At 35.2% G+C, this 7,886-nt stretch carries 13 protein-coding genes; all 13 read left to right on the forward strand.

Features of this window, described 5'->3' with window-relative positions:
• Positions 1-36 precede the first annotated feature (36 nt).
• The 13 genes from infA to rpsI all read left to right on the forward strand — a co-directional run bounded on the left by infA (position 37) and on the right by rpsI (position 7,651).
• Positions 37-255 carry a translation initiation factor IF-1 gene (infA, locus tag KBI38_00405; protein ID MBP8628529.1) on the forward strand — a complete coding sequence of 73 codons (219 nt, stop codon included), beginning with the start codon at positions 37-39 and terminating at the stop codon, positions 253-255.
• Positions 256-332: 77 nt separating this feature from the next.
• On the forward strand, positions 333-446 hold the full coding sequence (rpmJ, locus tag KBI38_00410; protein ID MBP8628530.1) for a 50S ribosomal protein L36: 114 nt from the start codon (positions 333-335) through the stop codon (positions 444-446).
• 14 nt (positions 447-460) lie between these two features.
• Positions 461-832 (forward strand): 30S ribosomal protein S13, encoded by a 372-nt coding sequence (gene rpsM / locus KBI38_00415; protein ID MBP8628531.1) that lies wholly within the window; start codon positions 461-463, stop codon positions 830-832.
• A 17-nt stretch (positions 833-849) separates the two neighbouring features.
• Positions 850-1,242: a 30S ribosomal protein S11 gene (gene rpsK, locus KBI38_00420; protein MBP8628532.1), complete on the forward strand. Its 393-nt coding sequence runs from the start codon at positions 850-852 to the stop codon at positions 1,240-1,242.
• Between the two features lie 25 nt (positions 1,243-1,267).
• Positions 1,268-1,894, forward strand: a complete 627-nt coding sequence (gene rpsD / locus KBI38_00425) for a 30S ribosomal protein S4 (GenBank protein ID MBP8628533.1) — start codon at positions 1,268-1,270, stop codon at positions 1,892-1,894.
• Between the two features lie 62 nt (positions 1,895-1,956).
• A complete protein-coding gene (locus tag KBI38_00430; protein ID MBP8628534.1) occupies positions 1,957-2,916 on the forward strand; it encodes a DNA-directed RNA polymerase subunit alpha in 960 nt (319 codons plus the stop codon).
• 14 nt (positions 2,917-2,930) lie between these two features.
• The gene (rplQ, locus tag KBI38_00435) at positions 2,931-3,269 is read left to right on the forward strand and encodes a 50S ribosomal protein L17 (protein ID MBP8628535.1); all 339 of its coding nucleotides are present in this window, start codon (positions 2,931-2,933) and stop codon (positions 3,267-3,269) included.
• Positions 3,270-3,395: 126 nt separating this feature from the next.
• Entirely contained in the window at positions 3,396-4,229 is an 834-nt protein-coding gene (locus KBI38_00440; protein ID MBP8628536.1) for an energy-coupling factor transporter ATPase, read from the forward strand.
• The gene (locus KBI38_00445) at positions 4,220-5,086 is read left to right on the forward strand and encodes an energy-coupling factor transporter ATPase (GenBank protein ID MBP8628537.1); all 867 of its coding nucleotides are present in this window, start codon (positions 4,220-4,222) and stop codon (positions 5,084-5,086) included. Before KBI38_00440 ends, KBI38_00445 begins: the two co-directional genes overlap by 10 nt.
• Positions 5,076-5,888 (forward strand): energy-coupling factor transporter transmembrane protein EcfT, encoded by an 813-nt coding sequence (locus tag KBI38_00450; GenBank protein MBP8628538.1) that lies wholly within the window; start codon positions 5,076-5,078, stop codon positions 5,886-5,888. The genes KBI38_00445 and KBI38_00450 overlap by 11 nt, the downstream gene beginning before the upstream one ends.
• On the forward strand, positions 5,888-6,631 hold the full coding sequence (gene truA / locus KBI38_00455) for a tRNA pseudouridine(38-40) synthase TruA (GenBank protein ID MBP8628539.1): 744 nt from the start codon (positions 5,888-5,890) through the stop codon (positions 6,629-6,631). Before KBI38_00450 ends, truA begins: the two co-directional genes overlap by 1 nt.
• Positions 6,632-6,796: 165 nt before the next feature.
• Positions 6,797-7,237, forward strand: a complete 441-nt coding sequence (gene rplM, locus KBI38_00460; GenBank protein ID MBP8628540.1) for a 50S ribosomal protein L13 — start codon at positions 6,797-6,799, stop codon at positions 7,235-7,237.
• Positions 7,238-7,258: 21 nt separating this feature from the next.
• Positions 7,259-7,651: a 30S ribosomal protein S9 gene (gene rpsI, locus KBI38_00465; GenBank protein MBP8628541.1), complete on the forward strand. Its 393-nt coding sequence runs from the start codon at positions 7,259-7,261 to the stop codon at positions 7,649-7,651.
• Positions 7,652-7,886 lie beyond the last annotated feature (235 nt).

Raw genomic sequence — 7,886 nt, forward strand, 5'->3', positions numbered from 1 at the left:
ATAATTTGTGACAAGCGGACGAGGAGGAAGTATCTCATGTCCAAACAAGATGTAATTGAGGTTGAAGGTAAGGTTCTTGAAGCATTACCTAATGCAATGTTTCAAGTTGAATTAGAAAACGGCCATGTAGTTTTGGCTCATGTATCAGGAAAAATCAGAATGAATTTCATTAGGATTTTACCGGGTGATAAAGTTACAATAGAACTTACACCATATGATTTAAGCCGTGGTCGAATTACTTACCGTTTCAAATAATATTTTTTAGTTGAGTTAATTGCGGAAATTGATATTAACTAGAAAAAAAGGTATCCTAGAAAAGGGGGACAAGGCAAATGAAAGTAAGACCTTCGGTCAAACCCATTTGTGAGAAATGTAAAGTTATTAAACGCAAAGGTAACGTCATGGTAATTTGCGAAAATCCCAAACATAAACAAAAACAAGGTTAGGAGGTGCACAATATATGGCACGTATTGCCGGAGTAGATTTACCTCGTGATAAAAGAATCGAGATTTCATTAACATATATTTTCGGTATAGGCCCTACTCGTTCCAAAGAAATTTTAGCAATTACTGGTATCAGTGCTGATACTCGTACTCGCGATTTAACTGAAGAAGAAGTGGCTAAAATCCGTGAAGCGATTGATAAAAATTATCGTGTTGAAGGTGACTTACGTCGTGAAGAAGCTTTAAACATTAAACGTTTAATTGAAATCAACTGCTACCGTGGTAAAAGACATCGTATGGGCTTACCTGTAAGAGGTCAAAAAACTAAAACTAATGCACGCACACGTAAAGGTCCGAAAAGAACTGTTGGTGCTAAAAAGAAAAAATAAAGAAGGAGGGATAAGCTTTGGTAGCTAAAAAAGTTGTTAGAACTAAAAGAAAAGAGCGCAAAAATATTGAGCATGGTATGGTTCATATTCGCTCAACTTTTAATAACACAATTGTAACAATTACTGATACTAAAGGTAATGCAATATCTTGGGCTAGTGCTGGTGGCCTTGGTTTCAGAGGTTCTCGTAAAAGCACACCATTTGCAGCGCAAATGGCAGCTGAAACAGCTTCAAAAGCGGCTATGGAACATGGCCTTAAACAAGTAGAAGTATTTGTAAAAGGTCCTGGTGCTGGTCGTGAAGCAGCAATTAGAGCATTACAAGCGGCTGGTTTGGAAGTTAACTTAATTAAAGATGTAACTCCAATCCCTCATAATGGATGCCGTCCACCAAAACGTAGAAGAGTATAATAAATCCAGGAGGTGTTAAATAAGAATGGCAAGATATACAGGTCCTGTTTGTAGACTTTGCCGCCGTGAAGGTGCAAAATTGTACCTTAAAGGTGATAGATGTTATAGTGATAGCTGTTCGTTCACAAAACGTAGCTATGCACCTGGCCAACATGGTCAAGCACGTAAGAAAGTATCTGAATACGGTCTTCAATTACGTGAAAAACAAAGAGCACGTCGTGTATACGGTGTGTTAGAAGGTCAATTCCGTACATACTTTGATAAAGCTGATCGCCAAAAAGGTATTACTGGTGAAAACCTTTTAGTATTATTAGAAAGAAGATTAGATAATGTGGTATATCGTTTAGGTTTTGCTGCAAGTCGCACGCAAGCTAGACAACTTGTTCGTCATAGACATTTCACTGTAAATGGCAAACGCGTTGATATTCCATCTTATCAAATCAAACCTGGTGATGTTATTCAAGTTAAAGAAACTAGTAAACAATCACCATTAATTAAAGAAATTGCTGAAGCAGTTACAACAAAAACAACTCCAGCATGGTTAGAAGTTCAAGCTGAAGAAATGATCGGTAAAATCGTACGTTATCCAAACAGAGATGAAATCGATACACCAATCCAAGAACATTTAATCGTAGAGTTGTACTCAAGATAATAGGCCCTCAAGCCATGGGGATGGCGTAACTTAGTAGTGCGCAAATGAGGAGGGTTATTCAGATGATCGAAATCGAAAAACCGAAAATCGAGATTGTTGAAATTAATGAAGATAATCGTTATGGTAAATTTGTATGCGAGCCATTAGAGCGTGGCTATGGCACAACGCTTGGTAATAGTTTACGTAGAATTCTATTATCATCGTTGCAAGGTGCGGCAGTGACTTGCATTAAAATTGATGGCGTATTACATGAGTTTTCAACAATCCCTGGTGTAAGGGAAGATGTTACTAACATCATTTTAAATTTAAAATCACTATGCTTAAAAATGCATTGTGAAGAGCCAAGAGTATTAAGGATCGATGTAACTGGTGAAAAAACTGTTACAGCAGCAGATATTATAACTGATGCGGATGTAGAAATCCTAAATCCTGATTTACACATAGCGACAGTTGATGCTAGCGGTTCTTTTCAAATGGAATTAACAGTAGAGCGTGGTCGTGGTTATGTTCCGGCTGACAAAAACAAAAAGCCGGAATATCCAATTGGTGTGATACCAATTGATTCTATTTTCTCACCAATTCAAAGAGTTAATTACATTGTAACTGATACCCGTGTTGGTAATGTTACTGACTATGATAAATTAACTTTAGAGTTATGGACTGATGGTAGCATGAGACCGGAAGAAGCAATCAGTAAAGCAGCAAGCGTTATGATTGCTCATCTAAAATTATTCCAAAACATGGCTGGCATTGTTTCAGAAGATGAAGAATTAGAAGACACGTTCATGGAGCCGGCAGAAGATTTAACTTCCAATACTTTAGATATGACTATCGAAGACTTGGATTTGTCTGTTCGTTCTTATAACTGTTTGAAAAGAGCAAATATCAACACTGTTGCTGACTTAGCTCGTAAAAGCGAAGAAGATATGATGAAAGTGCGTAACTTAGGTCGTAAGTCTCTTGAAGAAGTTAAAAAGAAACTTATTGAATTGGGTTTAGCACTTACCGAAATTGAAGAATAGAAGGAGGAAAGATTATGGCCTACAGAAAGCTAGGACGTGATTCCAGTGCTCGTAAAGCACTTTTCCGCAGTATTTTGACTTCCTTCTTTAAGTATGAGCGTATTGAAACTACTGAAGCTAAAGCTAAAGAAATTAGTGGTCTTGCTGATCAATTAATTACATTAGCTAAGCGTGGCGACTTACATGCTCGCCGTCAAGTTTTAGCACGTCTTATGGACGAAGAAGTTGTAAAAAAACTATTTGATACTGTTGCACCTAAATATGCTGAGCGTCAAGGTGGATACACTCGTGTATTGAAACTTGGACCTCGCCGTGGTGATGCAGCACCGATGGCAATAATTGAATTGGTGTAAACAATAACTAAGAGGCGGCCGATAGGTCGCCTTTATTGGCAAAATAAATAAAGTTTATTTTGTCAATAAAGGTGAACTGTTACTTTAGATTATTATGGTTTAATTTAAATATTAATAGGAGAAGGTATGAGTGCATTAATAAAAATAGAATCTTTGAGTCATATTTATCATATCAATACACCGGATGAATTTATTGCTTTAGAAGATATTAATTTAACAATAAATCAAGGTGAATTTATTGCAATAATTGGCACTAATGGTTCTGGAAAATCAACGCTAGCAAAGCATTTGAATGCTTTATTAAAACCTACTAGTGGAAGATGTATCGTTGATAATATTGATACACAAAATGATGTTGATTTATGGAAAATTAGACAAAAGATCGGAATGGTCTTTCAAAATCCAGATAACCAAATTGTAGCAACTATTGTCGAAGAAGATATTGCTTTTGGCCCGGAGAATATTGGTATTGATAGTACAGAAATAAAAGCTAGGGTAAAAAAAGCATTAAATGCTGTTGGGTTAAATAAATATAGAAAACATGCACCACATTTACTGTCAGGTGGACAAAAACAGCGGTTAGCGATGGCTGGTGTATTAGCGATGAATTCAAAGTGTTTAGTGCTAGATGAACCTACGGCAATGCTTGATCCGGTTGGTAGACAAGAGGTTTTAAGTACTGTTAAAAAGCTTAATAGTGAAGATAATATTACAATAGTATATATAACACATTTTATGGAAGAAGCTATAATGGCTGATAAAGTAATTGTAATGGAAAATGGCAGAATACGTTTACAAGGAACACCGAAAGAAGTTTTTAGCCAAGTATTGAAAATTAAAAAATTAGGGTTAGATGTACCGATTGCAGCAGAGGTCTCTTATCGTCTACAAGAAGATAATATTATAAGAGCAAATAATATTATTTACGATGAAGAATTAGTGGAGGCACTATGTCGATAAAACTAAGTGATGTTAATTATACCTATATGAAAGATACCCCCTTTGAAAAAACAGGGATAAAAAATATAAATTTAGAAATTTCTGAAGGTGAATTTGTTGCGATAATAGGTCATACTGGATCAGGTAAATCGACCCTTGTACAACATTTAAAAGGGTTACTAACACCTGATAGTGGAACTGTCATTATCGATGATGTTAATATTAATCAAAATACAGTTTCGGCTAAAGCTGCAAAAAATAAAGTAGGGATTGTTTTTCAATATCCTGAGCAACAATTATTTGAAGAAACTGTATATAAAGATGTAACCTTTGGACCGAAAAATATGGGGATGCCAGAAGAGAAACTTGAAAATATTGCAAAACAATCGTTGGAATTTGTTAGCTTAGATTACGAAAAATATAAAAATCGTTCACCCTTTCAATTAAGTGGTGGACAAATGCGAAAAGTGGCGATTGCAGGTGTTATTGCCTTAAAACCCAAATATTTAATTTTGGATGAACCGGCAGCGGGGTTAGACCCAGTGGGAAGAGATGATTTATTTGAAAAAATATCCAAGCTTTATCAAGAAACTGGAATGACCGTTATTTTAATATCGCATAATATGGATGACGTTGCTAGATTAGCTCAACGGCTAATTGTGATGAACAATGGCGAGATTTCTATTGATGATAAGCCCGAGCAAGTATTTAAATATAAAGAAAAACTAGTAGCGGCAGGTTTAGCATTGCCTCAAATAACCGAACTTTTGAGCAAATTAAAGCAACAAGGGTTAGCTGTTGAAGAAAACATTATAAAGCTTGATGATGCTATTGTTAATATTAAAACAGCTTGGGGAGTGAAAAATAATGCTAAATGACGTTGTTATTGGACAATATTTCCCGGGAAATTCTTTAATTCATCAGCTTGATCCAAGGACTAAAATAATCAGTTTAACCATCTTCATTATTGCAGTGTTTTTAGCTAATAATTATTTTTTATACTCTTTATTAGGAGTATTTATACTATTCAATATATTGCTGGCTAAGGTAAGTTTTAAGCTGATTTTTAAATCGTTAAAGCCTTTGTGGGTAGTTATTTTATTTACAGCTCTGATTCATTTATTTACAACTAATGGACTTGTTTTATGGGAGTTTGGCACCTTAACTATAACCAAAGAAGGCTTGCAACAAGCTATTTTTATGTCATCTCGCCTAACTTTTTTGATTATAATGTCCACTATTTTAACTTTAACAACATCACCGATAGCACTGACAGATGGAATAGAAAAACTGTTAAATCCTTGTAAAAAAGTAGGATTGCCAGTACATGAATTGGCGATGATGATGACGATTGCGTTACGATTTATTCCAACATTATTAGAGGAAACAGGAAGAATTATTAAAGCACAACAAGCGCGTGGTGCTGATTTTTCATCAGGAAATATTATCAAAAAAGCAGAAAATATAATTCCCATTTTAGTACCACTATTTATCAGTGCTTTTCGAAGAGCTGACGAATTAGCAACAGCGATGGAAGCACGTTGTTATCGTGGTGGTGAGGGAAGGACTAGAATGAACGAACTAAAAGTTAGTCTAAAAGATTATATTGTAATTAGTTTAATGATATTAGGATTGATAGCAATAGTGTACTACAATTATGTTGGTGTGAAATATTTATGATGAGAAATATAAAATTAGTATTAGCTTATGATGGTGGTAATTATCATGGTTTTCAAAGACAGAATAATGCTATTGCAATTCAGCAAATAATTGAGAAAAATTTAGAGAAATTAGTAGGTCATAAGATTGAAAAATTAGCGGCATCAGGACGAACAGATACTGGGGTTCATGCGAGAGGTCAAGTTATTAACTTTTATACGACAGGAAGTATTCCGATAGCTAATATTAAATTAGCTTTAAATAGTTTATTGCCGGAAGACATTGTTGTGTTAGCAGCAACTGAAATGCCACTTGAGTTCAGTGCAAGACACTCAGCTGTTAGTAAAAAATATAAATATTATATAAGACAAGGTGATAATTTAGATCCTTTTCAACGAAATTATTCTTGGTATATTAGGAAAAGTTTAAATGTTCAAGAAATGCAATTAGCACTGCAATACATAGAAGGAACACACGATTTCTCTTCATTTAGAGCTACAGGCAGTTCGCCACTACATCATCCGGTAAGAACAATTTTCCAAGCAACAGTAGAAAAAAATAGCGATAGTGAGCTAGTGTTTGTATTTTGGGGCAATGGTTTTTTGTATCATATGGTTCGAAATATTGTTGGAACGGTTGTTAATGTTGGCAAGGGGAAAATAACACCGGAAAAATTCAAAGAAATTCTTGAGGCGAAAAATCGACAAAAAGCTGGAATAACAGCACCACCACAAGGTTTATTTCTAGAAGAAGTTTTTTACTAAAAAAACAATATCTAAGATAAAACACTTGACATTGAGTGCTTATTTAATTAAAATATCTTTATGAGGTTTTGACGTGGTTTTCACTAGCCCCGAAAATCAGACTAAAGCTTTGCGTAAGATTTAAAGAAACAATCATAAGGAAACTTGTGACAAGGAGGGAATCGAATGAAAACAACGTTTATGGCAAATCCAGCCACTGTAGAACGTAAGTGGTACGTTGTCGATGCTGAAGGTAAAACTTTAGGTAGGTTAGCTGCTGAAGTTGCAAAAGTACTTCGTGGTAAAAATAAACCTACTTTTACACCGCATGTTGATACTGGTGACCATGTTATCGTATTAAATGCTGATAAAGTAGTACTAACTGGTAAAAAATTAGTTCAAAAAACTTATTTCCGTCATTCTGGATATCCAGGAGGAACTACATTTACTACTGCTGGTAAAATGTTAGAAACTAGACCGGAAAGAGTAGTTGAAATGGCAGTTAAGGGTATGTTACCTAAAAACAGCCTTGGTCGCAAAATGTTTACAAAATTAAAAGTATACGCTGGTGCAGAGCATCCACATGCTGCTCAAATGCCAGAAGTATTAGAAATTAACGTAAGATAAACCGGAAGGGGGAACAAATAAATGGCATTGGTTAACTACTACGGCACAGGTCGCAGAAAAACCTCGGTTGCTAGAGTTCGTCTGGTTCCGGGAGAAGGTAATGTAATTATTAATAATCGTGAGCTTAAAGACTATTTTGGTCTAAAAACTCTTGAATTAATCATCAAACAACCTCTAAACTTAACTGAAACTATCGGTAAATACGATGTTTTAGCAAAAGTAGAAGGTGGCGGTCCTTCAGGACAAGCTGGTGCAATCCGTCATGGTATTGCTAGAGCACTTTTAAAAGTTGATATTGAGTATCGTCCGGCTCTTAAAAAAGCTGGGTTCTTAACACGTGATCCGCGTGAAAAAGAACGTCGCAAATACGGCTTGAAAAAAGCTCGTAAAGCTTCACAATTCTCGAAACGTTAAGAATTGTCTTTCCGAATGGAAATTAAAACCCCTGCAAACTCAGTATTTGCGGGGGTTTTCTTTTTTTGAATTTCCAATAATTCGGCTTAAAACTCAATGTTTTTTTCTATAACTAACAAACCACATAAAAATAACTAACAAAATTATATTAAGTTTATAGCATCAATCAGTTGTTTTGGTGGACAATAGTTTTATCTATGATCATCACTGCTATGGTGACAATAGAAAAATAATG

The organism is Negativicutes bacterium (assembly GCA_018052945.1).
Taxonomy (GTDB): Bacteria; Bacillota; Negativicutes; order JAGPMH01; family JAGPMH01; genus JAGPMH01.